This window comes from Pseudomonas spelaei, assembly GCF_009724245.1.
Taxonomy (GTDB): Bacteria; Pseudomonadota; Gammaproteobacteria; order Pseudomonadales; family Pseudomonadaceae; genus Aquipseudomonas; species Aquipseudomonas spelaei.
In genome coordinates this window covers 169,843-193,450 of the sequence record NZ_WNNK01000003.1, presented here as the reverse complement: position 1 = coordinate 193,450, position 23,608 = coordinate 169,843, and the positions used below count along the sequence as shown (strand labels likewise).

At 58.1% G+C, this 23,608-nt stretch carries 22 protein-coding genes and 1 pseudogene; 10 read left to right on the top strand and 13 right to left on the bottom strand.

What is annotated here, in order from left to right:
• Window positions 1–153 precede the first annotated feature (153 nt).
• Genes paaA through paaZ form a run of 8 tightly spaced genes read left to right on the top strand, consistent with a single transcriptional unit; the run spans window position 154 to window position 7,936 of the window.
• The gene (gene paaA, locus GNF76_RS05025) at window positions 154–1,143 is read left to right on the top strand and encodes a 1,2-phenylacetyl-CoA epoxidase subunit PaaA (protein ID WP_155582069.1); all 990 of its coding nucleotides are present in this window, start codon (window positions 154–156) and stop codon (window positions 1,141–1,143) included.
• Between the two features lie 27 nt (window positions 1,144–1,170).
• The gene (gene paaB, locus GNF76_RS05020; protein ID WP_155582068.1) at window positions 1,171–1,452 is read left to right on the top strand and encodes a 1,2-phenylacetyl-CoA epoxidase subunit PaaB; all 282 of its coding nucleotides are present in this window, start codon (window positions 1,171–1,173) and stop codon (window positions 1,450–1,452) included.
• 8 nt (window positions 1,453–1,460) lie between these two features.
• A complete protein-coding gene (gene paaC / locus GNF76_RS05015) occupies window positions 1,461–2,222 on the top strand; it encodes a 1,2-phenylacetyl-CoA epoxidase subunit PaaC (protein WP_155582067.1) in 762 nt (253 codons plus the stop codon).
• Window positions 2,209–2,742, top strand: a complete 534-nt coding sequence (gene paaD / locus GNF76_RS05010) for a 1,2-phenylacetyl-CoA epoxidase subunit PaaD (RefSeq protein ID WP_155582066.1) — start codon at window positions 2,209–2,211, stop codon at window positions 2,740–2,742. Before paaC ends, paaD begins: the two co-directional genes overlap by 14 nt.
• Window positions 2,743–2,775: 33 nt before the next feature.
• Window positions 2,776–3,852 carry a 1,2-phenylacetyl-CoA epoxidase subunit PaaE gene (gene paaE / locus GNF76_RS05005; protein ID WP_155582065.1) on the top strand — a complete coding sequence of 359 codons (1,077 nt, stop codon included), beginning with the start codon at window positions 2,776–2,778 and terminating at the stop codon, window positions 3,850–3,852.
• Window positions 3,853–3,900: 48 nt separating this feature from the next.
• Window positions 3,901–4,209: a DUF485 domain-containing protein gene (locus GNF76_RS05000; RefSeq protein ID WP_155582064.1), complete on the top strand. Its 309-nt coding sequence runs from the start codon at window positions 3,901–3,903 to the stop codon at window positions 4,207–4,209.
• On the top strand, window positions 4,206–5,852 hold the full coding sequence (locus tag GNF76_RS04995) for a cation acetate symporter (RefSeq protein ID WP_155582063.1): 1,647 nt from the start codon (window positions 4,206–4,208) through the stop codon (window positions 5,850–5,852). The genes GNF76_RS05000 and GNF76_RS04995 overlap by 4 nt, the downstream gene beginning before the upstream one ends.
• A 29-nt stretch (window positions 5,853–5,881) precedes the next feature.
• A complete protein-coding gene (gene paaZ / locus GNF76_RS04990; RefSeq protein ID WP_155582062.1) occupies window positions 5,882–7,936 on the top strand; it encodes a phenylacetic acid degradation bifunctional protein PaaZ in 2,055 nt (684 codons plus the stop codon).
• A 358-nt stretch (window positions 7,937–8,294) separates the two neighbouring features.
• On the opposite strand, the gene GNF76_RS04985 is transcribed toward paaZ, so the two are convergent.
• From GNF76_RS04985 to GNF76_RS04960, 6 genes are all read right to left on the bottom strand, one after another.
• The gene (locus GNF76_RS04985; protein WP_155582061.1) at window positions 8,295–10,721 is read right to left on the bottom strand and encodes a penicillin acylase family protein; all 2,427 of its coding nucleotides are present in this window, start codon (window positions 10,719–10,721) and stop codon (window positions 8,295–8,297) included.
• Window positions 10,722–10,891: 170 nt separating this feature from the next.
• Window positions 10,892–12,502, bottom strand: coding sequence for a gamma-glutamyltransferase family protein (locus tag GNF76_RS04980; RefSeq protein WP_155582060.1), 1,611 nt, complete (start codon window positions 12,500–12,502; stop codon window positions 10,892–10,894).
• A 25-nt stretch (window positions 12,503–12,527) separates the two neighbouring features.
• Window positions 12,528–12,695 (bottom strand): hypothetical protein, encoded by a 168-nt coding sequence (locus tag GNF76_RS04975; RefSeq protein ID WP_155582059.1) that lies wholly within the window; start codon window positions 12,693–12,695, stop codon window positions 12,528–12,530.
• A gap of 292 nt (window positions 12,696–12,987) precedes the next feature.
• Window positions 12,988–13,893 (bottom strand): aromatic amino acid exporter YddG, encoded by a 906-nt coding sequence (yddG, locus tag GNF76_RS04970; protein ID WP_155582058.1) that lies wholly within the window; start codon window positions 13,891–13,893, stop codon window positions 12,988–12,990.
• A 100-nt stretch (window positions 13,894–13,993) separates the two neighbouring features.
• Window positions 13,994–14,770 (bottom strand): AraC family transcriptional regulator, encoded by a 777-nt coding sequence (locus tag GNF76_RS04965; protein WP_155582057.1) that lies wholly within the window; start codon window positions 14,768–14,770, stop codon window positions 13,994–13,996.
• Window positions 14,771–15,008: 238 nt separating this feature from the next.
• Complete coding sequence (locus tag GNF76_RS04960) at window positions 15,009–15,992, bottom strand: 5'-nucleotidase (protein ID WP_155582246.1); 984 nt, start codon at window positions 15,990–15,992, stop codon at window positions 15,009–15,011.
• Window positions 15,993–16,295: 303 nt separating this feature from the next.
• On the opposite strand from GNF76_RS04960, the gene GNF76_RS04955 reads away from it, so the two are divergent.
• Window positions 16,296–16,586: a type II toxin-antitoxin system ParD family antitoxin gene (locus tag GNF76_RS04955; RefSeq protein WP_155582056.1), complete on the top strand. Its 291-nt coding sequence runs from the start codon at window positions 16,296–16,298 to the stop codon at window positions 16,584–16,586.
• A gap of 2 nt (window positions 16,587–16,588) precedes the next feature.
• Window positions 16,589–16,945, top strand: coding sequence for a type II toxin-antitoxin system RelE/ParE family toxin (locus GNF76_RS04950; protein ID WP_155582055.1), 357 nt, complete (start codon window positions 16,589–16,591; stop codon window positions 16,943–16,945).
• A gap of 234 nt (window positions 16,946–17,179) precedes the next feature.
• Here GNF76_RS04950 and GNF76_RS04945 read toward each other — a convergent pair.
• The 7 genes and pseudogenes from GNF76_RS04945 to GNF76_RS04915 all read right to left on the bottom strand — a co-directional run.
• A pseudogene (locus GNF76_RS04945) lies at window positions 17,180–17,446 on the bottom strand (Arm DNA-binding domain-containing protein); the annotation flags it as partial.
• A gap of 450 nt (window positions 17,447–17,896) precedes the next feature.
• Window positions 17,897–18,541, bottom strand: coding sequence for a hypothetical protein (locus GNF76_RS04940; RefSeq protein ID WP_155582054.1), 645 nt, complete (start codon window positions 18,539–18,541; stop codon window positions 17,897–17,899).
• A gap of 34 nt (window positions 18,542–18,575) precedes the next feature.
• Window positions 18,576–19,124, bottom strand: coding sequence for a hypothetical protein (locus tag GNF76_RS04935; RefSeq protein WP_155582053.1), 549 nt, complete (start codon window positions 19,122–19,124; stop codon window positions 18,576–18,578).
• Between the two features lie 14 nt (window positions 19,125–19,138).
• The gene (locus GNF76_RS04930; RefSeq protein ID WP_155582052.1) at window positions 19,139–20,158 is read right to left on the bottom strand and encodes a hypothetical protein; all 1,020 of its coding nucleotides are present in this window, start codon (window positions 20,156–20,158) and stop codon (window positions 19,139–19,141) included.
• Between the two features lie 126 nt (window positions 20,159–20,284).
• A complete protein-coding gene (locus GNF76_RS04925) occupies window positions 20,285–20,746 on the bottom strand; it encodes a hypothetical protein (RefSeq protein WP_155582051.1) in 462 nt (153 codons plus the stop codon).
• On the bottom strand, window positions 20,746–21,414 hold the full coding sequence (locus GNF76_RS04920) for a hypothetical protein (protein WP_218585281.1): 669 nt from the start codon (window positions 21,412–21,414) through the stop codon (window positions 20,746–20,748). Before GNF76_RS04920 ends, GNF76_RS04925 begins: the two co-directional genes overlap by 1 nt.
• Window positions 21,415–21,439: 25 nt before the next feature.
• Complete coding sequence (locus tag GNF76_RS04915; protein WP_218585280.1) at window positions 21,440–23,338, bottom strand: TcfC E-set like domain-containing protein; 1,899 nt, start codon at window positions 23,336–23,338, stop codon at window positions 21,440–21,442.
• Window positions 23,339–23,608 lie beyond the last annotated feature (270 nt).

Genomic DNA, 23,608 nt, shown 5'->3' with positions numbered 1-23,608 from the left:
CTCTGCGGGGCTTTTTTTCGCCCGTGAAACAACTGATTCGACCAAAGCGATACAAAAAACAATTACGACACGTCATTTTGCGTTTGATATTAAATTTGGTATCGCTTATAAAGTTATCCATGCCCTGAACAGAGACACGGCGGGAGAAACCCCATGTACGCACAGCTTGTTGAAACCGGAGTGAAGCGCATCAAGGCGCTGTCGGAGATGTCCGAGCAGGAGCGCGCCTTCCAGGAAAAGATCGACGCCGAAATCAAGATCGAAGCCAAGAACTGGATGCCCGACGCTTATCGGCAAACCCTGATCCGCCAGATCTCCCAGCACGCCCACTCGGAAATCGTCGGCATGCTGCCGGAAGGCAACTGGGTCACCCGCGCGCCCTCCCTCAAACGCAAACTGCAATTGATGGCCAAGATCCAGGACGAAGCCGGTCATGGCCTGTACCTATACAGCGCGATGGAAACCCTGGGCGCCGACCGCGACGAAGAAATCGCCAAGCTGCACAACGGCAAGGCCAAGTACTCGAGCATCTTCAACTACCCAACCTTGAACTGGGCCGACATGGGCGCCGTGGGCTGGCTGGTGGATGGCGCCGCCATCGTCAATCAGGTGGTGTTGCAGCGCACCTCCTACGGCCCCTACTCCCGGGCCATGGTGCGTATCTGCAAGGAAGAAAGTTTTCACCAGCGCCAGGGCTACGAAATCCTCCTGACCCTGATGCGCGAGGGTAACCAGGCGCAGAAAGACATGGTCCAGGACGCGATCAACCGCCTGTGGTGGCCGTCGCTGATGATGTTCGGCCCCAGCGATGAACACTCGCCCAACAGCGCCCAATCCATGGCCTGGAAGATCAAGCGCCAGAGCAACGACGAACTGCGCCAACGCTTTATCGACCAGACCATCCCGCAGCTGGAGTTGCTGGGCTGCACCTGCCCGGATCCGCACCTGAAATGGAACGCTGAACGCGGTCATTACGACTTCGGCGAGATTCAGTGGAGCGAGTTCTACGAAGTGCTCAAGGGCAACGGCCCGTGCAACCAGGAACGTGTCGCCACTCGCCGCAAAGCCATTGAAGACGGCGCCTGGGTGCGCGAAGCCGCGGTTGCCCATGCGCGTAAAAAACAGAACAAGAACGTCGCCTGATCGGCCACCTGATGTGGAGTCACCGTTATGTCTGAATGGACCCTGTTTGAAGTTTTCGTGCGCAGCAAGCACGGCCTGAATCACAAACATGTCGGCAGTGTGCATGCCGCCGACACCACCATGGCCATCGAAAACGCCCGGGAGCTGTACACCCGCCGCAGCGAAGGCGTGAGTCTGTGGGTGGTGCCCTCCAAGCTGATCACCGCCTCATCACCGGACGAGAAAGACCCGCTGTTCGATCCGGCCGACGACAAGGTTTACCGCCACGCCAGCTTCTACGAGTTGCCGGCCGAAGTCGGGCACATGTGAGGTCGACCATGAACACTAAAACCGATCTGATCGAATACCTGCTGCGCCTGGGCGACAGCGCCCTGATTCAGGGCCAGCGCCTGTGCCAGTGGTGCGGTCATGCACCGGCACTGGAGGAAGAACTGGCACTGATGAACGTCGGCCTCGACCTGGTGGGCCAGGCCCGTAACTGGCTGGAATACGCCGCCGAACTGCTGGATGACGGGCGCAACGCCGATCACCTGGCGTTTCGTCGGGACGAACGGGCCTATCGCAACCTGCTGTTGGTGGAACAACCCAACGGCGATTACGCGGTGACCCTGCTCAAGCAGTTTCTCTATGACGCTTGGCACTTGCCGGTGTTGAGCGGTCTTGCCCAGTCCAGCGACGAGCGCATCGCCGGGATCGCCGCCAAGGCCGTGAAGGAAGTCACCTACCACCTGCGCCGCTCCGGTGAGTGGGTGGAACGCCTGGGGGACGGCACCGAAGAAAGTCACAAACGCATGCTCGCGGCGATCCCCGAGGTGTGGCGTTTCACCGTGGAGCTGACCAGCGCCGACGACAGTGAACAGCGCCTGCACACCGCCGGCATCACTCCGGACGCGGCGCAAGTGGCTGCGGCGTGGCAGGCCAAGGTCAGCGAGATCTTCACCAGCGCCACCCTGCCCCTGCCGCCGGCCGCGAGCTATTTCTACCTGGACGCCCGCCGTGGACTGCACAGCGAGCACCTGGGGATTCTGCTGGCAGAAATGCAATTCCTGCCCCGAGCGTACCCCGATGCAACCTGGTGAGCTGATCGCCAGCGACCAGGGCGCACGGCCGGCGCAACCCACCGACCTGGCCGCCGCGTGGGCCACCCTGGCGCAGGTCATGGACCCGGAAGTGCCGGTGGTCAGCGTGGTCGACCTTGGCATCGTCCGTGACCTCGACTGGCAGGCCGGCCACCTGCATGTCGTCGTCACGCCCACCTACTCCGGCTGCCCCGCCACCGAAGTGATCGAGAGTGACATTCGCCAGGCGCTGGAGTCAGCTGGTTTTCGCGCACCGCAACTGGAGCGCAAGTTGACCCCGGCCTGGACCACTGACTGGATCACCCACCACGGCCGCGAACGCCTGCGCGCCTATGGCATCGCGCCGCCAGAAGGCAGCACCAGCAAGCGCAGCTTGCTCGGTGAAAGCCCGGTGATTGCCTGCCCGCAATGCGGCAGCTCTCACACCGAAGTGCTCAGCGAATTCGGCTCCACCGCCTGCAAGGCGCTGCACCGCTGCCGCGACTGCCTGGAACCGTTCGACTATTTCAAGTGCATCTGAGGGGCCAGCGGCCCGCTTGGTTGGAGAACAATAATGAGCAAATTTCACAGCTTGATCATCAAGGATGTGCGCAACGAGACCCGTGATGCGGTGTCCATCGCCTTCGAGATTCCGCAGCACCTGCAAGACAGCTTCCACTTCACCCAAGGCCAGCACCTGGTGATACGCACCCAGCTGGATGGCGAGGAAGTGCACCGCTCCTATTCGATCTGCACCGGGGTCAATGACGGTGAACTGCGCATCGCCATCAAGCGCGTGGCCGGAGGGCGGTTCTCGGCGTTTGCCAATGAGCAGCTCAAGGCCGGGCACAGCCTGGAAGTGATGCCGCCCGCCGGGCATTTTCATGTGGACCTTGATCCCGCTCGCCATGGCAATTACTTGGCGGTGGCGGCCGGCAGCGGCATCACGCCGATCCTGTCGATCATCAAGACCACCCTGCAAACCGAGCCCCACAGCCGCGTGACGCTGCTGTACGGCAACCGTTCCAGCTCCGGCGCGCTGTTTCGCGAACAGCTCGAAGACCTGAAAAACCGCTACCTGCAGCGCCTGAACCTGATCTTCGTGTTCAGCCGCGAGCAGCAGGACGTGGACCTCTACAACGGCCGCATCAACGCCGACAAATGCGAGCAACTGTTCTCCCGCTGGCTCGACGTAAAAGCCCTCGACGCGGCCTTTATCTGCGGCCCCCAGGAAATGACCGAAACCGTGCGCGACAGTCTCAAGGCCAAGGGCATGGCGCCGGAGCGCATTCATTTCGAACTGTTCGCCGCCGCCGGCAGCCAGCACAAACGCGAGGCTCGTGAAGCGGCGCGGCAAGTGGATGCGGCGGTCAGCCAGATCACCGTGATCAGCGATGGCCGCGCCCTGGCCTTCGACCTGCCGCGCAACAGCCAAAGCATTCTTGACGCGGGCAACGCCCAAGGCGCTGAGCTGCCGTATTCGTGCAAGGCCGGCGTGTGCTCCACCTGCAAATGCAAGGTCATCGAAGGCGAAGTGGAGATGGACAGCAACCACGCCCTGGAGGACTACGAAGTGGCCGCCGGCTATGTGCTGTCGTGCCAGGCGTTCCCAGTCAGCGACAAGGTGGTACTGGACTTCGATCAGCTGTAACGCGTGCCGCAACACCACAACCACAACAATAAAAAGGAGCACACCGCCATGACCCCCGACGCTATCGAACGCATCCGTCGACATCCCGATTTCATCCAGTTGGTACGCCGCAAACAGAACCTGTACTGGTCGCTGTCGCTGATCATGCTGGTGATCTATTTCGGCTTTGTGCTCTTGGTGGCGTTCTCCCCGGCCACCCTCGGGCAGTCGCTGAGTGGCGGCGTGACCACGGTGGGCATGCTGGTGGGTGTGGTGATCGTGCTGTTGGCGTTCGCACTGACCGGTTTTTATGTGTACCGCGCCAATCATGTAATCGACCCGCTGAACGACAAACTCAAGCAGGAGTGCACATCATGAGCCGGCTTGCAGCGTGGTTTCTCTTGCCCCTGGCGCTGGCCACAGACCTGGCGATTGCCGCCGACGACGCCTCCCGACCACTGAACTGGAACGCCATCGGCATGTTCCTGGTGTTCGTGCTATTCACCCTCGGCGTGACGCGCTGGGCCGCCTTGCGCACCCGTTCTGCCAGCGATTTCTACACCGCCGGCGGCGGCATGAGCGGTTTCCAGAATGGCCTGGCGATTGCTGGCGACATGATCTCGGCAGCGTCCTTTCTCGGCATCTCGGCGATGATGTTCCTCAACGGCTATGACGGTTTGTTGTACGCCCTGGGCGTATTGGCTGGCTGGCCGATCATTCTGTTCCTGATCGCCGAACGTCTGCGTAACCTGGGTAAATACACCTTTGCCGATGTGGTGTCCTACCGCCTGGAACAAACCCCGGTGCGCCTGACTTCAGCCTTCGGCACCCTGACCGTAGCGCTGATGTACCTGGTGGCGCAGATGGTCGGCGCCGGCAAACTGATTGAGTTGCTGTTCGGCATCGACTACCTCTATGCCGTGATGCTGGTGGGCGTGCTAATGGTGTTCTATGTGACCCTCGGCGGCATGCTTGCCACCACCTGGGTACAGATAATCAAAGCGGTGATGCTGCTGTTCGGCACTACGTTCATGGCGTTCATGGTGCTCAAGCATTTTGGTTTCAGCACCGAAGCGATGTTCGCCGGCGCCACCGCCGTGCACGCCAAGGGCAGCGCGATCATGGCGCCGGGCGGCTTGTTGTCCAACCCGATTGATGCGATCTCCCTGGGCCTGGGCATGATGTTCGGCACAGCCGGCCTGCCGCATATTCTGATGCGCTTTTTCACCGTCAGCGATGCCAAGGAAGCGCGTAAAAGCGTGTTCTACGCTACCGGGTTCATTGGTTACTTCTATCTTTTACTGATCATTGTCGGCTTCGGTGCCATCGTCATGGTCGGCACCGATCCGGCCTTCCGCGACGCCAGTGGCGCGATTATCGGCGGCGGCAATATGATCGCCGTGCACCTGGCCCAGGCCGTGGGCGGCAACCTGTTCCTCGGGTTCATTTCGGCCGTGGCCTTTGCCACCATTCTCGCCGTGGTGGCCGGGTTGGCGCTGTCCGGTGCATCAGCGGTTTCCCATGACCTGTATGCCTGCGTGATCCGCCAGGGGCAGGCCACCGAGCAGCAGGAAATTCGCGTCTCGCGCATCGCCACGCTGTGCATCGGCGTGCTGGCGATCATCCTCGGCCTGCTGTTTGAGTCGCAGAACATTGCGTTCCTGTCCGGCCTGGTTTTGGCGATTGCCGCCTCGGTGAATTTCCCGGTGCTGTTCCTCTCGATGTACTGGAAGGGCCTGACCACCCGTGGCGCGGTGACCGGCAGCCTGGCAGGGCTGGTCTCGGCGATTGTGCTGCTGCTACTCAGCCCGGCGGTGTGGGTCAACGTGCTGCATTACGACCAGGCACTGTTCCCCTACTCCAACCCGGCACTGTTCTCCATGAGCCTGGCGTTTTTCAGCGCCTGGATCTTCTCCGTCACCGACCGCTCGCCTCGCGCCACCCTTGAGCGCGGCCGTTACCTGGCGCAGTTCATCCGCTCCATGACTGGCATTGGTGCCGCAGGCGCCAGCAAACACTAACGCTCTTTACCCAACCCGGAGGAATCGTGATGCCTCACGCCCCTACCCTGCAAAGTTTTATCGCCGGCCGCTGGATCGGCCAACACGGTGCCCAGGTGCTGCGCAGCGCCATCGACGGCCATGAGCTGGCGCGCACTCACGAAGAACGTCCGGACTTCGCTGAAGCCATCGAACATGGGCGCCGCCAGGGCGTCACGGGTTTGATGGCCCTGGACTTCCAGCAAAGGGCCCAGCGCCTCAAGGCCATCGCCTTGTACCTGAGCGAACGCAAGGAACAGCTCTACGCCCTGTCCCACCACAGCGGCGCTACCCGCGCCGACAGTTGGATCGATATCGAAGGCGGCAACAGCACGCTGTTCACCTACGCCAGCCTTGCCTCACGGGAACTGCCGTCGGGCAATATCGTCCATGAAGGCCCGGCGATGCCGTTGAGCAAACTGGGCCGTTTCGCCGGCACCCATATCCTGGTGCCCCGTGGCGGCGTGGCGGTGCACATCAATGCGTTCAACTTCCCGATCTGGGGCATGCTGGAGAAGTTCGCCCCCAGCTTTCTGGCCGGCATGCCGTGCATCGTCAAGCCGGCCAGCGCCACCAGCTACCTGACCGAGGCCGTGGTGCGCCTGATGGACGAATCAGGTCTTCTACCGGCGGGTAGCCTGCAGTTGATCATCGGCAGTACCGGTGACTTGCTCGACCGCCTGCAAGGCCAGGACGTGGTGACGTTCACCGGTTCTGCCGACACCGCCGCCAAGCTGCGGGTCAACCCGAACCTGATCCGCCACTCGGTGCCGTTCAACGCCGAGGCTGACTCGCTCAACTGCGCGATCCTCGCCCCGGACGTGACACCGGACGATGAAGAGTTTGAGCTGTTCATCAAGGAAGTCGCGCGAGAAATGACCACCAAGGCCGGGCAGAAATGCACCGCCATTCGTCGTGCGATTGTCCCGGCCAAACACATCGATGCGGTCGCTGCTCGTCTGCGGGATCGATTGAAAAAAGTCGTGGTGGGCGACCCGTCGGTGGAGGGCGTACGCATGGGGGCCCTCGCCTCTCACGACCAACAGAAAGACGTGGCCGAACGCCTGGAAAGCCTGTTACAGAGCAGCGACCTGCTGTTCGGTGCCCGCGACGGTTTCGAGCCTCGCGGTGAAAACGTCAGCCAGGGCGCCTTCTTCGCCCCTACGTTGCTGCAAGCACGCGACCCGCATGCCGAGGGCGGCGCCCACGACATCGAAGCGTTCGGCCCAGTCAGCACGTTGATGGCCTATGAGGATCTAGACGAAGCCCTGGCACTGGCTGCACGCGGCAAAGGTAGCCTGGTGGCCAGCCTGATCACCAAAGACCCGCAGATCGCCGCCAAGGCCATCCCCGTTGCCGCCGCCTGGCACGGCCGTTTGCTGGTGCTCGACCGCGAATCCGCCGCCGAGTCCACCGGCCATGGCTCACCACTGCCACAACTCAAACACGGCGGCCCGGGCCGCTCCGGCGGCGGTGAAGAACTGGGTGGCTTGCGTGCGGTTAAACACTATCTGCAACGCGCTGCCGTACAAGGCTCGCCGACCATGCTGGCAGCGGTCACCGGCGAATACGTGCGCGGTGCCAAGGTCATTGAAACCGATGTGCACCCGTTCCGCCGGTTCTTCGAGGACCTGCAAATCGGCGAGTCGCTGCTGACCCACCGCCGCACCGTTACCGAGGCCGACCTGGTCAACTTCGGCTGCCTGTCTGGCGATCACTTCTACATGCACTTCGACGACATCGCCGCCAAGGCGTCGCAATTCGGCAAGCGAATTGCCCATGGTTACTTCGTACTGTCCGCAGCGGCGGGCCTGTTTGTATCCCCGGCACCGGGGCCTGTACTGGCCAACTATGGCCTGGACACCTTGCGCTTTATCAATCCGGTGGGGATTGGCGACACCATCCAGGCGCGACTGACCTGCAAGCGCAAGATTGATCAGGGCAAGAAGAGCCCTCAGGGCATACGACAAGGGGTGGTGGCGTGGGACGTGGAAGTGACCAATCAGTTGGGAGAACTGGTGGCCAGCTATGACATTTTGACGTTGGTGGTGAAGCGCGACAGCTAAACGGCCAGAAAAGACAGTGGCGGTGGCGGGCTGAAATCAGCTATCCGCCCAAGCCCTGTCGGCTTTAAAGTCAGCCCTTTCAAGGTCTTTGAAACACCAATCGCCTGGCGAGGGACGAAGATCTAACCGGCGAAGCGAACACCTTGTGGGAGCTGTCGAGCCCCAGCGAGGCTGCGATAGCGGTGGATCAGGCGGCATCAATGTTTGCTGTGCCGCCGCCATCGCAGCCTCGCAGGGGCTCGACAGCTCCCACAATTGATCTTCACTGCCTTGAGCGAGGTGTCAGCTCAATAGCCCCGACCTCGCTCCAGTCTGGTCGCTGCGCTTTCAGGGTTGAGCCCTGAAAGCGCAAGTGGAGTCAGTAGCTGAGGTGTGTTTTCTCGACCGTATGAGCGTCCACATCTTGATCGCTCAGCCACGTGCGTTTGTTCTTCAAATCGCCATAGAGCGCCAGTTGATCATCGAAGTGTTTGGACCGAGTCCCGTCCGGGGCGATAAACCCCGATTGCCCGGGGGCAACAACCTCAAAGCCTTGAACGCCGGCAGTGGTGAACACCGTTAGATTGTTTTCAGTGCCACGGTTCATTGCCAGTCGATTGCTCATCGGTTGTTCATCGCCCGCCTGGGGAATACCGAGGAAGTTCTTCGTGCCGTAGGTGGTGTGTGCGATTCCTGTGCGCCAGGCTTTAACGTCTGCGCCTTGTTCCGCGCTCAGCTCATCGATACTCAGTTGCAATGCCTGGAGCATCAGCGCGTCGATATCCTTGCCCTTGAACATGTCAAAACCCTGGGCTTTTTCAGCTGCGCTGGCGATCATCGCCTGATGCATGACCTTGGTGCCGACGTTGATATTCTGGCTGCCCGGCGAACTGCTGCCCGGTTTGAAGTGGCCGGTTTCGAGGAACTGTTCGGCCTGTTCCTTGGGCAATACATCGCCCAGCGACAGCACCAACATATGCTTGAGCCAGGCACGGAAGACAGGTGTAGCCGCTGAGTCGTAGCGACCGTCGCCATCGGTATCGCGTTCTTGATAATCCCATTGAGCCAGGATTGCTGCTGCCTCGCGGATCTTCGGCTGATCACTGTGCTCGGCGGCCTTGACCAGGCGCGGCACGAAGAATCGCGCATTAGGGTCTTCGAACCCGGCATCCATCATCAGGCTCCAGGCCTGGGCGGGGGTGAAGGTTGCGCGACTATTCACGCGGGTAAACAGCGTCTGGATACGGTCAGCGGTGTTCCAGGAGTACCACCACTGATCCGGGTTTGGAAAGCCTTCGGCTGGACGGTTGTTCCAGTTGGCGATGTAGCCGCTCTTGGGGTTGTAGACCTGTGGGTTGGTCGTGAAGGGCATAAAACCCTGCCACTCGAAGTCGCCGTTGCCAGGCGCCGGCAAGCGATTGTCGTGGCCTTGCACGCGCACCGGATACCGCCCGCCTAGGGCGTAGCCGATATTGCCCTGGTTGTCGGCGTAGTACCAATTGACGTTGATCGCAGAGTGCTGAACCTGATCGACCCATTGCTCGTGGTTCTTTGCCTGACTGACTTTATTCCAGCTCAGCAGCGTTGCAACTTCTTCGCCTTCCCAGCCGCGCCGCTTGGCATAGGCAACGCCAGCCTCTGGCTGATATTCGACAACCGCGCCCTGGACACTGCGATAGACCGTGATCAGTTGGCTCTTTTCACCTTTGACCTCAACCGTTTCGGTGCGCGTTTCAAAGGGCCGGTAGTGCCCTTGATAAAGGTACTCTTGCGGGTTTTCCGGGTTCAGTTCCAGGCGATACAGATCGACGTTGTCGCCAGCCCCCCAGGTACTGCCCCACGCAATATCCTTGTTGTAACCGAACTCAACCATCGGGTAACCGAAGGGACTGTTGCCGACCGCGTCATAACCCGCACCGTGCAAACCAATCGAATAGGTATAGGCCGGCTGAAAAAATCCGAACTGTGGGCCGTTGAGGAGAATGGCCTTGGCGTCCTTCGACTTCTGCGCGCCCAACACGATGATGTTGCTGAAGGCACGCTCCTTCGGCGCTTCCCAGCCTTGGGTCGGGTTCTTTGCCACCGACGGCTGTGACCGCTGCGCCGCTATCGAAGCCTTGGGGGCCACATAAGCGCCGTTGCGCAGAGAGGGTTGCCATTCGCCCTTGGCAATGGTGGTAGGCGCATCCGGGTTGCCGACGGCCAGCAGTTTCTCGAAGATCGCCCTGCCCTTTGCCTGTCCGTTTTTCTGGATCAACCCGTCGAGTATCTGTTGGTTTTGCAGCTCAGTGTTGTAGTCGCCAAAACGGTTGATCATCGAGCCGATAAACACCATCGCCACGTCATACGCGGTCCAACGCTGCGGGGTGAAACCCTTGTCGATGAACTGTTTAGGCATCAACGCTTGCGGGTTTTTATCGATCTCATCCAGCCATTTATTGATGCCCTGCGCATACCCTTCAAGAATGTCCTTATCCGCCTTGGGTAGCTTCGCCAACTGTGCCTTGATATTGGCCGGTGCATAGTTTTTACGAATACCAATATCAAAGCTCACATAATCCTTACCCAATACTGCCGCCACCTGCCCCTGGGTACTGAGCCTGGAAATTTCCAGTTGATACAAGCGATCTTGTGCAATGGCGTAGCCATAGCCGTAGAACAGACCATAGACCTCGCTCGCGTACACGTGAGGGGTGCCGTATGCGTCGCGCTTGATCGTGACGTCGGCAGCCTGAGCAAGGGGCACCGCAAGAAACAGAACGGTGGAAAGCCGCAGCGCGAATCGTGACGGTAGGAGGTAGTTCATAGAATCCTCTAGCTATTATTATTCGATACTAATATCTAACATTAATTAGATAATGAGTATCGCTTTATAGCAAGAGCCGTCAGCCTCTTTCTCGTTACTCACGTTTATTTTCCGCAACCAAGCGATTCAGTTTGAGTACTGAATAGAAGCGAATTCCGATTACGACAGGATTACCAGAGCGCAATATGCGAATCCGTCCGGGGCTCGGTACCGCCACACAGCACGCCGCTGACCGGGTCCCGCAAGATGATCTGCCCGCGCCCGAAGCCCGTCAGGTCGCTGGCAATCTGCACCTGGTGCCCGCGCCGGGCCAAGGCATTGGCCAGGTCCCGGGGTGCGCCGTGCTCAATGCCGACCTTCATGCCCCCCAGCCATTGCCAACGCGGTGCATCAAGCGCCGCCTGGGGGTTGAGGCCGAAATCCACCAGGTTCATCACCATCTGCACGTGGCCTTGGGGCTGCATGTACCCGCCCATCACGCCGAACGGGCCGAGGGCCTGGCCATTCTGGGTGAGGAAGCCGGGGATGATGGTGTGGAAGGTTTTTTTACCGGGCGCCAGGCAGTTGGCGTGGGCCGGGTCAAGGCTGAACTCCTGCCCGCGGTTTTGCAGGGCGATGCCGCTGTCGGGCAGTACCACACCGGAGCCGAAGCCGTGGTAGTTGCTCTGGATGAACGAGACCATGTTGCCTTCCGCGTCCGCGGTGGCCAGGTACACGGTACCGCTGGCATGGGGGTCGCCGGGCTTGGGTAGCTGGGCCTGTTCGTCGATCTGGCTGCGCCGCCGGGTGCTGTAGTCATCGCTGAGCAAATCGGCCACCGCCACGCGCATGTGCCGCGGGTCGGTGATGTAGTGCAGGCCATCGCTGTAGGCCAGTTTCATCGCCTCCAGTTGGCGATGCCAGGTCTGCGGGCTGTCACGGTGATCGAAGCTGAACCCTTCCAGAATCTTCAGGGCCATCAGCGCTACCAGGCCCTGCCCGCTCGGCGGGATTTCCCAGACGTCGACGCCTCGATAATTGATGTGGATCGGCTCCACCCACTGTGCACGGTAGCCGCTGAGGTCGGTGGCCCGCAGGTAGCCGCCGGTGGCCCGGGAATGGGCATCCAGGCGCTCGGCCAGGGCACCGCGATACAGGCTTTCGCAGCGGGTCGCAGCCAGCTCTTCAAGGGTTCGGGCCTGGGCCGGGTTGCGGAAAAGCTCCCCGGCCTGTGGTGCCCGGCCGTCGATCAGGAAGGTCTCGAACCACGCCTCCAGCACAGGGTCGCGATGGGGCGTGAACTTGTCCAGGGCGACCTGCCATAGATGGGCAATCACCGGCGACAGCGGAAAACCGTCCCGCGCCAGGCTGATGGCCGGCTGCAACAGTTCGGCAAACGGCAGCTTGCCAAAGCGTTGCGACAACTCGGCCCACGCCGACGGGCAGCCCGGCACCGTCACCGGGGTCCAGCCATACAGCGGCATCTGCTCATGGCCGGCGTCCTTGACCGCCTTGATCGACACCGTCGCCGGCGCATGGCCGTTGCCGTTAAGCCCGTGTAACTGGCCCTTGCTCCAGACCAATGCAAACGCGTCGCCCCCCAGGCCGCAGCCGGTGGGCTCGACCACCGTCAGCGCCGCCGCTGTGGCAATGGCGGCGTCGATCGCGTTGCCACCCTGTTGCATGATCTCGATGCCCGCCTGGGCGGCCAAGGGTTGTGATGCCGCGACCATGCCACGGCGGGCAAACACACTCTGGCGCTGGGAGGGATAGGGGTATTCATGGGCAGAAAATTTCAACATGGCAAAGGCTCTTCAAAACAAGGATTCATTGGCCGGATTTGACCCGGCTCCATTCACCAGTCATCACGCGCTGGATGGCTGCCGGCAGGTCGGCGGCTTCCAGGCGTTGCATCAGGCGCGGGCCGGCGGGAGTCCTGGGGACAGTGGCGGCGCAGCGGGCGAGCGAGATCGGGGAGTTTCTACTCCCTATCATTGGAGTGCTTCACCCTCGAATCGTGTTAGCTAGTGCTACACGGCGAACGGCGCCTCTCCAGACAATAGGCGAGAGTAGTAACACCACCGCGCAAACAACAACCCTCAATCATGTCCGTGAAAGAGCCACTGTTGCCCTGTCAGCCCCCTCAAAAGTAACCAATAGCGCTTCATGAATCTGAATGCAAGGCATGATGCCCTCAGTGCGTCGGCTCTCCAGCAACTGCTTTCGATCCGCATGGTTCCCTGCGAAGCGATCAAATCCATTTGCCTGTCTCCTTAATTGGTCGATATCACTGTGAGGTCTTGCGTGACCGGGAAGTGGCAATGACAGCCCCCGTGATGATCAGCCCTGCGGGAATTATCAGGGTCGGCTTGGCATCGCTTTGCCCCACGGCAATAAGCAGCAGGGTGGAGAACAGCGGCGCCAGGTAAGACAAGGCGCCAAGCATCGCCAGGTTTCCGTGTTTGGTCGCGTGATCCCAGGCGAAGAAGGCCAGACCCACTGGGCCCAACCCCAGGGCGATGATTGCTGCCCATTGGCCTGCGTCCGGCCGCACCGTGGTTTCAAAAGCCAGGTGGCAGAGCAGCCCAGCCACTGCGACCAGGCCGCAAATGCCACCGATGATGCTGCTTGGGACATTGCTGAAACGCCGGTTGACCACCGAATAGATCGACCAGACCCACGCGCAGGCAAAGGCTGCGGCGTAACCGATGAGCGGCATGGCGACGCTTTCACCCTCGGCACGCTGTTGCATAATGAAGGCTGTCCCCACCAGGCCGAGCAAGGCTCCCAGCAGTTGGCGCTTGCGCAACGACTCGCCAGTAGAAAACCCTGAGAGCAGGACGATCAATAGCGGCCACAGGTAGGCAATCAGGCTGGCCTCCGCCGCCGGTGCGGTCTTCAGGGCAAAGAAATACAACGAGTGGTAGATGAAGATGCCGGCGAACCCCGTTGCCCATACATACCAGGGCTGTCGCCAACTGCTGAACCCCCCAGCGCCACGCAGGCCGAGCGTGCAGAGACTGGCCACGAACGCGACGGCGAAACTCGATGCCAGCAACTGAAAGGCCGGGATTCCGGCGGTCAAGGTGGTCAGTAGCGCCAGGCACGCCCACAGGAACACCGCAATCACGCCAATCAGAGTGGCACCTGCGGCGCCTTTGGTGATGGCGATGGATGCGTTAGTCGTGTTCATGCAAGCCCGTCTGCGGATAATCCTGATGCGAGGACAATAGAAAGGTTGCGCGAGGACGTATTGATCAAGCCCGCTAAAAAATTGTTCAAGTCTGCTGCTTTTAGTGGTCGCGCGCTTGCTTGCGCACCGAGGCAGGGGTCAGGTTGCGGGCTTTCTTCAGGGCATGGCTCAGTGCACTTTGGTCGGCGTAACCGGCGCGATGCGCAATATCAGTGATCGACAGAGCGGTCTGGTGCAACAGGTCGATGGCCAGATTCAGGCGCAAGGTCGCTATATGGGTAAACGGGGTGATTTTCAGGTGCCGCCCGAACAGGACATACAAGCGCCGCTCGCTGGTGCCCGCATTACGGGCAATGTCATGCACCGTCATGGGCGTACTCAGATGTTGTTCGATGTAGGCCAATGCCCTGGCGAGGATAAACTGCCCGGGATCGTTCGGTGCAACCTCTGGCTGCAATAAAGAACCCAGCAACAGCCGGCTCCATGACTCAGCCATCGTGGGCGAACTGATCAACCGTGGTCCATTGCTGCTTGCGTAATCGAGCAAATGACGGATATCGGGCCTGACCGCAAAAAAACGTTTGTCATAGAGAGGGTCAAGTAACTGTCCGGTGCTTTTGTGCCCATCGGCACACTGAGTCAATACGTCCAGCACCAGGAAACTGTTATGGGTGTTGGCCAGGAATGTATGCCGGGCCCCGGAGGCGATCACCACGCCCTGGCTCGCATCGACCTTGCCACCGCGTCCGTCGACCTCAATCTCCATACAACCGGACTGGGGCAGGACTATTTGATGAAAGTCGTGTTCGTGAAGCTCGACCTGACCAGAATAGGAGCGCAGAGCCAGAGAGAATGGTTGGGGGGGCGTAGCGTTCATCCATCACTCTCCTTAATCCGAAGCACTTATCTTACGTCAACGGTAATTCCGGGAACCAGTCTGCTAACGGTAGCAATTGCGGTCGAGTAGCTGCGGTTAACTTGATTGACCGCTTGGATTTTGAATTCTTCGGGATAACGTGGGTTGCTCATGGCACCTCCTGATTGGCCTCAGTTTAAGGCAAAGAGGTGTCTACGAAATCCGGGGCGATTCACACTTACGCGCGCAAGCCACCGTATTACACCACCTGTTGAACCTGATCAGCTTCAAGCTCTAGCGCAACCTCTGTCGCCACATGGTTGGTGATGCCAAAAGGAATGTGCACGGATGGAGCAACCGCGCTAGTCGATTTAAGGTGCCCTGATTGGTCATCGAAGAAAATGTGCGGTTTCAACACGCCCAAAATTTTCCCTTTCTCGATGCCACCCAGAAAGAAGGCGTCATTGGCCATGACACCCCAACTCTTGAGTGTATTCATCGCGCGCTCATGAGACGGAGCATTGCGGGCCGTGACGATCGAAACGCGTATGCGGTTTTCGTATTTAGGATTGAGCTTTTTGTGCTGTTCCTCGACCGACTGGATCTTGGATATCCGCACCATGAACTCCTTCAGCGGCCCAGGGTTATGGGGTTGCATAACGTTCTTCACTTCGTGCGCATGGAACTCGGACAATCCCGAGGCCTGCATGATTGTTTCAGACTCATCGCCGGCGAGTACGCCGTCAAAGTCGAATGCGATGCGCAGGGTTTTATCAGATTCGTCGTCTTCGAATTTTGAATCGAGCACCTGGCCTGCCGGGTACCCGGCCTTGATAGCGGCTTCCACGTCTTTTTTGTCACCCGACAAAAATAAAGCGATATTCAGTGCCGGTATGTATTCGTACGGGGACTTTCCCTGCATGAAAATCGCCCTTGTCATCCCAAGCCCATAGTGCTCGATAGTCTTCAGAACGCGCAGCCCAGTGTCGGGATCATTTCGCGAAAGAAGTATTACCTCGACAAGCGGATCCGTAGGATCGACGCTCAGGTCATTCACTGACAGTAAACGCTTGATGAACGGAAACGCGATCCCCTTAGGAAGCGGGACGTGGAGATTTTCCTGCTGGAACTTGCGGTATTCCTCTTCCCCCTGACTCTGAAACACTGCGTCCGATGCCAGCAGATCAAACACAGCGCTGGAAGCCACGCCGATCACCAGGCGATTTTCTAACTCGTAGGGCATTGGAACCTCTCTTGATGCCTCTAAACGCAAATATTGATGGGCACCGAACATGCCGATCGATTTCAGGGCGGATCGAGAAGCACACATCGCGCGCCTCCTCCGGCGCACAGTCAGGCATATCAATCTTCAAATCAATCTGCAGGTTGCTTTATTAATGGGTGGATCACTTTGACCCTTGCTAATTGGCCCCGAGTCAGCCATCACCTGATCGCCGAATGTCGGCCCTAAGCTATGCTCTTGAGCGAAAATGGCATAATATGCCAATAATCGAAAGTACCTGATTGCATAGAGCTGGAGCTAATTATGGCGACGCGAAACGTTGTGCTCACCCCTCACCAGGAACAGGTTATCCAGGACCTGGTGCAGTCCGGCCGTTATCAGAATGCCAGCGAAGTGATGCGAGAAGGTTTGCGCCTATTGGAACAGCGCGTAGCCGAAGACACCGCCAAAATTGAGGCCCTGCGTCAGGCGACCTCGATCGGCATCATGGACCTTGAGCACGGGCGCTTTACTCAGTTGAACGAAGGGGATCTGGAGCACTACCTCGAGGGCTTGAGCCTGGAGGCGAGCATCCCCGCGCGCGCGAAACACTGAGCATGCCGCCGTATCGAATTTCCAACGCGGCGCGCGCCGACATTGTCGACATCCTCAGGCTCTCCCAGACGCAGTTCGGCGATCAAGCACGCCAGCGGTATCAGGCGTTGATCCTCGCGGCGCTGCAAGCGATTGCCTGCACGCCTTATCGCATTGGCAGCCACGAACGCGATGAGCTGGCACCGGGCCTTCGCAGTTATCACCTCATCTATTCACGCCAGCAGGCCAAACAAACCCATGGAATGGTCAAAAGCCCACGCCATATCGTGTTCTATCGTGTGGCAAACGACGATGTGATTGAGGTCGTCAGGCTCCTTCATGACGCCATGGAAGTGCAGTTGCACTTGCCTAATGACTGATCCTGGCCCAAAGGCTTAGCTGGCCATCAACAGCGAAGGTAAGGCGCCCGCCTCTACATGCAACCTGAGCGCCCTCGCTGCCAGCCGACTCGGTGGTCACTTGAAGCGGGAGGTTCTGGGCTCGACCGGATTATCGAGACCCACGGCCAGAAGCACGATGCTCAACGTTGCGTGTCACTTTCAATACTGAACAACCGCTTCTTAAGCGTTTTCCGTGGCCAGGCGCCTGGCATTACGCACCAGCCGCCGATGGACACGCGGATCGATGCCCCTGGCAACCACTGCTCTCGCAACATCACGCAGAGCACATGCATCCCGCAAACCAATTTCAGGATAGGTTCCGAGAGAAATACGCCGTTGCTTATCCGCCTAGGAAAAGCGGAAGTGCCAGCACTTGGCGCCTTTCGTATTCATGAAAAGAGCGAGGCCATCGTATTCAGGGAGGGTGTAGCCCTTGGCGCGGGGTTTGGCGTGTCGGACCGCGGTATCGGTGAGAGCCATCGTACAATCTCCGTCTCGTTTGGATGGAGGTGATTTGTACGGCTTCCAGTGAGGCGAATACCACGAAAGAGCGATCTGCCAGATGCCGGAATAATGTATTTAAAAATCGCGGCTGGTTGTGGTTTCGAGTGGAACTTACTGGAACGAAAAAAGAGACTGAAGCCTCTTTTTCAATGCTGACAATAAAATAACGCGCAAAAAAAAGCGCCACTCAATGAGTAGCGCTTTTTCTATGTTTGGAGCGGGAAACGAGACTCGCATCTGACGTCCGACCCATTGAAGTCTAAGAGGTTTCTTTTCTTGCCGAAGCAGGAAAAGACTCAATTCTGGACTTGTTATTGGGAGGTTTCAAGAGCGAAAAAAGGGGTAATTCTAAGCAAGGCTATTGGTGTCCTACTCATAGCCAATCGGACGAGGGCCACTCCAGCGCTAACACTTCCCCAAAGCAACTTAACAAGACGGCTGGCCAGGAATTGAAATCGACTTCCCTTTCAACAGTTTTGGCTCACCTGGGTAAACATTGAAGGGGTCTACTGTAGAGCCATCCACCTTGGCGCCCTTTACGGGGTAACGCACATTTCCGCTGGCGGCCAGAAGAGCGCCTGAACCTTCGCAGGTCACCGCCAATCGGGATTTTTCGGCGTACGGTAGTTGGCGGACCAGACCGCTGAAGCTGAGGTTGATCAAAACATTGCCGGACGACGCCCGATGTTCCGTCTCTTTCAGGCTGATGACGGGTGTGACGTCCAGACGGTAGACCTGTTCCCGCTGAACTTCTTCGAGCGGCTTCAGGGTAATGGTCTTGCTTTGTCCGGGTGCCAGCGTGATGCGGAAAGGAAAAGCGTAGAGAATCGGTTTGCTCGCCAGCGTAATAGGCTCCAGCCGTTCGCTACTCCCCTCCACCCCGGGGTTGAGCAGGCGCGACAGGGTGATGGATACATACTCCGGACGCTCGCCATTATTGATGATCTGGACGGTAGCCGGTTTGCCTTGGACGACGATTTCCTTGGGTGAAATGTCGATCAGCGCAAAAGCCGGCGCAGGCACAACCAGGTAGGGCAATAAAAGCAGAGCTGAAAGTACGGACAAGCGCATGTTCACTATTCCTTAAAGGGCATTTTCAGGGTCATCACTCAGGCGCCTTCGCCACCGGCTCGAAGGTGAGCGACAGAACGCCGCCGTAGATGCCCGCTGTGCTTTTGAAATTGCCGTCTGGAGGAAGGGCCGAGATGGCCAACCCGTAGTAACCGACAGAGTCCTCGTCTTCCGAGGGCGATGCCGGATTGCGAAACTCAGTGCCTTGACCAACCATAAGGGGTTTCAGGTCCCCGCCCTCCACCCCAAGCCGGACTACCGGTGTGCGAAACACCAATGCGGGGTTGGCCTGGTTGCGTATCTGCAAGGGCTCGTCCATGCGCACCTGAAACAATCCGGTGGTGGATACCACCCGCAACCGTGCGCTGACCTCGTAAGGGGTATCCCAACCACCGAGCTGCTGCATTTCCAGCCCCTGCTCGAACCAGCCACCTTTATCATCGGTCACAAACAGGTTGTTGGGACGGGTGACATGTGCAGTTACCTTGCTGCTGGTCTTGCCTTTGAGTATCACCGCAGCCGGCGCCATTACCGGCAACAACCCTAGTGCGAGGAACAGGTACACGAAGGTGTATTTTTTCATATCACTATAGCCTTCTAGGACTTTGTGGTGATCGTGAAGGTCAATACGTCGCTATAGTCGCCCTCTTTCACGGCCTTACCCACCTCTGTTGTAAATGTCGGAATAAAACAGGTACGGCCAGCACCACCGAGGGGAAGTGCGTTGCTGTTATCAGGTAACTTAATAAGCGTGCTGCCGCTGTCTAGCGTCAGTCTGTAGGGCACCACTTGGGTGGTATCCGACAGATGCCTAAGTTGATAGCGGTTGTTCACCACACCATTGGCATTGCTGGCACCGATGATAAATTTCCCTCCCTGAACATCTGCCGCATCATAACTGAAGCAAAGCATCTGATCCGCACGGCTCAATCGGGTGTCAGATAAACCTTGCTGTAGCTCACCCAGATTCCAGTCCGGTGCAGATACGCTAATATTGATATCGGGCGGCGGCGGCGTTTCTGGATTGACAATCACCTTGCAAGTACCGTCATTACTTGAACTCGTGGCTATATATGCCGCGCCTTTGATCTCTGCCGTATCATTCGTAGTACCTAAAATCCCAACATTTGCAGCCCGCAGGCTAATAGCAGGCCAGGCCGAAAAGTTAGAGTCAGGAATAATAGCAGTGAACGTTGCGGAAAATTGGGACATACTACCCCATGGATAATGACGATAGTTATTCTGATATATAGAGTAGCCCTCACCCAAATACCTACCATAGTTATCGACCCCATTCAACTTTACAGATGTGGCTGCAAACGAAGACGCTTTCGGTTTTCCATTTTTATCGTAAGCATAAATTATAAGCCCTCGACCCGCATAAGGATCCTTGCAACCAATGCCACATACCCGCTTAATCTCCTTATAGTCAACAACTGTCGATACGGTAGAGGTTCCATTACCGTTACTTTTAAAAGTACAGTTTGAGTAGGCGCTACTGATATCGCCAAGCTCTAGAGTGACTGAGTACGCCATCTCGCACTTCATAAAACTCCAAACACCGACAAAAATGCATAACTTACCAATTTCTAACAAATACGTTTTCCAAGTTCTCAAAAGTAACCCCTCCTCTATTCTGCTACAGAAAAGTTATCTCTCACACTCGTAAGTCGGCACCCTCGGGCTAACTGAATCTTGTTCGATATACCCTTCCTTCTGGCGTTCACCTCCATGCGTCATCACTTATCTATCAAGGCCCAATTGATAGATCACCGTGCCATAACCGACACTGACGACAAGCGGCGCCGATACCCCTTCAGCATCAATGACCAACTGTTCCTTGGGACGGAAAGTCACCCGCCATACCAACGTTCGCGTGGGGGGCTTCAGCTCTCTAATCACCATTCGGCGTTTCTGTCCAGGTGCCAGGACCAACCGGCCGGGGGTGATCAACAGACTCGGACGCTCCACTTCCTGGATCGGCACCAGGTGTTCGGGAGTCTGCCCCGGATTGAGCAGCAGCTCCTGTTTAACCTCCAGATACAGGGGCGTGTCTCCAGTATTTTCGACGTACAGCGTGTGGGCTGGCTTACCGGGCTCCAGCTTCAGCTCGGTACGCGAAAGCTTCAGTACGCCCTCCGCCATGCCCTGTGTGGCGAACAGTGCCAACAGTACCCCCAGGAACAATCTGCTCGTGTCTATCATCAGGGACAATCCACAGTCCGGGCCTGGCCCTGGTCGAGCACGCTCAAGCGCTTGCCCGGAAACTGATGAGGAGTGCCGGGGAACACGGCCACGGTCTCTCCGACTTTGCCAACATCCGACAGCACATAACGCACGTTACCGGTGTTAACCAATGTGATTGCACCAGCATCACAGCGATGGCTCCAGCCGCTGCGCTGTTTGTCCGGGGCCGGCATATGCCGAACCAACACGCCGTAGCCAATCGCGACCGACATCGGCGCGGTGATCTTGTCCTTGGGTGCATCGTCCACCTTCAGCGACCTGACCGGCACGATATACAGTCGGTACAGCTGTTCATCCACCGGTTCGAACAATGATTTGAGGCTGACCTTACGGCTCTGGCCCGGCCCCAGCGTCAGTCTTTCCGGGCTGGCCAGCATGCCGGGGTGCTGAAGTTCACCCAGACCTACCTTGGTTTCCGGCACCAGCCCCGGGTTCATGACCTTTTGCAGCGATATGGAGAGATACAGCGGTGCATCCCCCATGTTTTTCACGGTAATTTTTTGCTCGTGATTGTTGAAGACCTTGGTGGTGGCCGGCATCACCATCAGTTCGCCCTCGGCCTGCACCGGCCCGCAGGCCAGGAGTACCAAGCCAACCAGCATCGGCAGAGATGTTCGCAATTTCATGGTTCGTTCCTGTTTATATGATCGATCACAGGCAGTGGTAGTAACTGCCGGTGGCCTTGCTCAGGTCACACCTGTAGCGACGCCCCATTTGGTCAACGGTAATCTGAGCAAGCACTGCCTTACTGAATATCGAAAACAGACCGTTGGGATGGGCGATATCGCCAGTTTCCAGAATTTTGCCGCCAATCGGACGTCCGGCAGCGTCCACCAGGAAGCCGCTGTAGATCATGTTGATATCGACCTTGGCCTGTGCCGCATACACCTGGCCTGGATGGGCACGGACGATGTTCGCCGGCACCTCGATGTTCATATCCATTTCTTCACTGTTGCTCTGCACCCTTGCGAAGGTAACGTCGCTGTAGCTGTTGATTGGAACCGCATAAGTACTGTTACCCGCAACCGGATGGCCCTCGACGTTGAAGCCGTATTCGGTACCGCCAATGTCCGGCGTCTTGAGCAGCATGGCGCTGCCACTGTTGCTGTAACGGCCCAGTGCGACCCCGTCGGCGCTGGCGGCCAGCATGCCGCGGTAGTTCATGTCCAGGTTGCTGGCGGTGTCGCTATGGCCCAGATTGAGGGACGCGTCTCCTCGCGTGCCGGATCGGCTGCCATAGAGGTTGACGTTGTTACGCTCATCGATGCGGCTGACTGTCACCCCGCTTGTCGTGGTACCAAAACGGTCCTGGAAGTCCTTGCGGTAGTCACCGCTCATTTGGGTTTGCCCGCCGGAGTGCGCGGCACTGAAACTGGCCTGACTGTTGTCAAGCATCCAGCTCATGTTGAAATACACACCGTAACTACCCTTGGCCTGCGTGTAGCCGTCTTTCTGAACACCGACCGAGAACGTCGACCACAGCCCGTTGGGGCGATAGTTCCAGCGTGCTTCGGCCTGTTGTGATTCCCCCCGACTGTACTTCTGATAGTTGTAAGACAGAGTGACACCCGCCACGTTTCGGCTATAGGACAGGCTGCTGCTCGGTGCCCCCCAATAGAAGCGGGACACGTTGTTGTTCTGATAACGGCTAAGCATGAGGCTGCCCAGTCTGTCGTCGGACATCGACAGGTTGACGTAACCGCCAGTGGTGCGTTCGCCGCTCAACATACCCAACGTCGGGGTGACGTCAATGTTCCCGAGCTTACTCGGACGCGTGACGTTGACCTCACTCGCCCAACTGCCCTGACCACCACTGACCGCCGATGCATTCAAATAGAACTGACGCAAATTGCGGCTCATCGAGCCCTGAATCAGGCGCCCTTTTGCTTCTTCCATCTCGTTACCAACGGTCAGGTTCCATGCGTTACCGGCACCGGAATCGAAGTTAACGTTGTTGATTTCACGGCTCTCCTGGGTCACCAGGTTGCCGTTACGGTCTACCAGACGGACCTCGACCGGGTAATAACCACCGGGCAGGTCTACGAAGCTGATCTCGTTACGCCCCAGAGAAGCCGGACGCTTGAGGATTAATCGGCCGTTACGGTAGAACTCATAATTGCCTTCGGACGTGGAATACAGAATGAGAGAACCCGCATTACGGCTCGCATTCAGATGGGCCTGGCTGCCAAAGGTGACAAATTGGTCGAAACTGGGCGACAGCAACGTACTGACCGAGCCTGAGGCGTAGTCGATGCTGTTCTGCTTACCCGTGCGTAAATAGGTACCCGTAAAGTTTTTCTGAAGGTAGTAGGATGACACCCCCTGACTGCGACTCTTCTGATTGCGTGTTTGGGTATTGTTGGCAAACCAGTTCATGTAACCGAAACTACGCGAAGGCATCCCTAACCAGGTATTACCCGCCAGGTTCAGGGCACGGTAACCTTCCGAAGAAGCACGAACATCCACCGCCTGGTTGTTGACCAACCCCCATGTGGTGCTGGGCTCCAGAAAGTCATTGTTTGAATCGCGAATAACCAGCGATCGTCGCAACTTATCGATCGTAACGTAGTAGTCGCCTACTTTCAGATCACATCCGTTGTGACAGCGCTTATAGTCAATCTGAGACAATACGCCTCGGATCACCTCTGTATCCTGTCGGGACACCCCATTCTCTTCATATCCGATCGCATCAAATACAAGCGAGCCGTCCTCTGGAGAGTAACTGGTGAACCCAGGCAATGTTCTCCCATTAAAGGTAGCCATATATTTTGCGCCATTGTCCATTTCGGCTGCACTGAAGCCCTCTGGCACTCCGTAAGA